A 1,982-nucleotide genomic window follows, 5' to 3' on the forward strand; every position below is an offset into this window, starting at 1 on the left:
CCCTCCACCTCCGCGTCGTACACGTTGCCCAGGAGCCCCAGCGCCAGCCCGCCCCCCAGCGCCGTGCCGCCGTTGATGGCGCCCACCGCGAAGACATTCTCCACCGGCGCGTCGCCGGCCCGGAGCTGGTTGGTGCTCACCGCCGGGATGAGGCTCACGTTCACGGGCAGCCGCACCCGGCCCCCCGGTGTCATCGCAGGCATCGCCATGCCGCCCGCGCCGCCGCGCATCACGGTGGCCTCGCTGCCCACGCTCATGAAGTCGCCGGGGGACAGCGGCGTGCGCACGCCCTCCTTCAGCGTGAAGGCCGTTTCGGACACGCCGCCGCCCAGCTCGCGCCGCGCGCGGTAGGCGCCGGGGGCGAGGCCCAGCTCGGTGGAGCGGCCGGACACCTTCTGCACCTCCACCACCAGCGTGCCCACCGCGTCGCGCACGTACAGCCGGCCCTCCAGCGGCTCGGTGAGGAGCAGGCCCGCGGTGGTGGCGCGCAGGTCGGTCATCACCAGGTCGCCGGTGCCCGCGAGCTCGATGTCGTAGTTGGGGTGCTGCGCGCCGCCCTGCGTGCGCTCGGTGCGCGCGAGCGTTTCGTGGAAGGCGAACTGGTACGCCTCCGTGAGGGTGACGCGGCCGTCGTGCGTGACATCCGCGGCGCCGCGCAGGCCGGACACCAGGTGGTGGGTGAAGAACGAGCCGCCCAGCCGATCCGACTCCTGCGACGCCTCATCCGCGCTGGACGAGGTGAGGATGGCGTGGCCCTTCACCTGGATGCCGGAGTCCACGAGGAACGCGGGCCGGGCCACGCCGCCCTTGCGACGCGCGAACGCGCCGGACGCACACGAATCCAGCACCGCGATGCGCACGTCCGCGGGCAGGCCCTGCAGCGCGCGGCGCAGCTCGCCGTAGTCCATGCGCTGGCCCTTGAGCAGCAGGCCCTCGTCGTCCGAGTGGCCGGAGTAGTAGAGCAGCACCTCCACGCGCCGGGCCCCGGAGGCCCGCGCGCCCTCCGCGAGCTGGCGCATGCGCTCGAAGCCGGACAGGACGCCCGCGCGGTCCACGTCCGTGAGCAGCACGCGGTCCTGGGGCAGCACGCCGCCCAGCTCCGACAGCACCTGGGAGAAGGCTCTCGCGTCGGTGTCCGCGTAGCGCAGCTTCACGCGTTCGGGACCACCATCGTTGACGCCCACCAGCAGGGCCAGCCGGCGCACGGCGACGGCTTCGGCGGCGAGGACCGGGGGCGCCACCAGCAACGAGAGCAGCAGGACAAGGACGGGCGCTCTCATCGGGGGGACTTCTCCAGGAGGAAGGACGTCTGCGCCAGATCCACGGGCAGGGTCAGGGGCGCGGTGCGCGCCTCGGGGGATGCGGCGAGGACGCGCGCGGCGGACAGCACGCCGTCCAGTTCGAAGGGCGCGTCGGCGGTGATGAGGAAGAAGCGCTCGAACGCGGGCGCGTCGTCCAGTTCGTAGGCGCGGGGCAGCAGGTGCGTACCGGAGCGCTCCAGCGCGGCGGACGCGTGGCCGGTGTCGGGCAGGTGCACGGTGACTGCGCCCCGGCCGTCCACGGAGAGGATGACGCCGTGGGCCTTGCCGGCGGCGGTGTACGACAGCTGCACCACGTCACCGGCCTGGGCCTGGGCGCCGTCGGTGAGGTGTTCGGTGCGGGCGGCGGCCTGCCGGTGCACGTCGAGCCGAGGCTGGAGTCCCTTGCTGCGGGTGGGTTCCAGGACCCCGGTGCCGCCCACTTCCGTCCAGGCGTCCCGCGCCTCCCGCCCGTCGGTGGATGACAGGGGCCGCGCGATGACGAACAGGGTCGCGGCGGCGAGCACCGGCACCAGGATGGGCAGGAAGCGCCACGAAGGGCGCGCGGCGGGGGCCTCCGCCCGGGATGGGGGCACGGAGAAGAGGGCGCCTTCGGAGCCGGCGGTGCGGCCGAAGCGGGCCTTCACCTCGCGGGCGATGGTGTCGGGGGGCAGGGCCTGGAGG

2 protein-coding genes are annotated in these 1,982 nt (G+C 74.3%); both read right to left on the reverse strand.

The genetic code is table 11. The annotated features are described in order from the left end of the window. Positions 1-1,280: caspase family protein (locus tag D7Y13_RS41170; RefSeq protein ID WP_147452637.1), on the reverse strand; the 1,280-nt coding region annotated here is incomplete at its 3' end. Beyond that, a partial coding sequence (locus D7Y13_RS41175) for an ActD-like protein (RefSeq protein WP_120631052.1) occupies positions 1,277-1,982 on the reverse strand: 706 nt, incomplete at its 5' end. The genes D7Y13_RS41175 and D7Y13_RS41170, both read right to left, overlap by 4 nt.

It is taken from the genome of Corallococcus praedator (assembly GCF_003612125.1).
GTDB classification, from domain to species: domain Bacteria; phylum Myxococcota; class Myxococcia; order Myxococcales; family Myxococcaceae; genus Corallococcus; species Corallococcus praedator.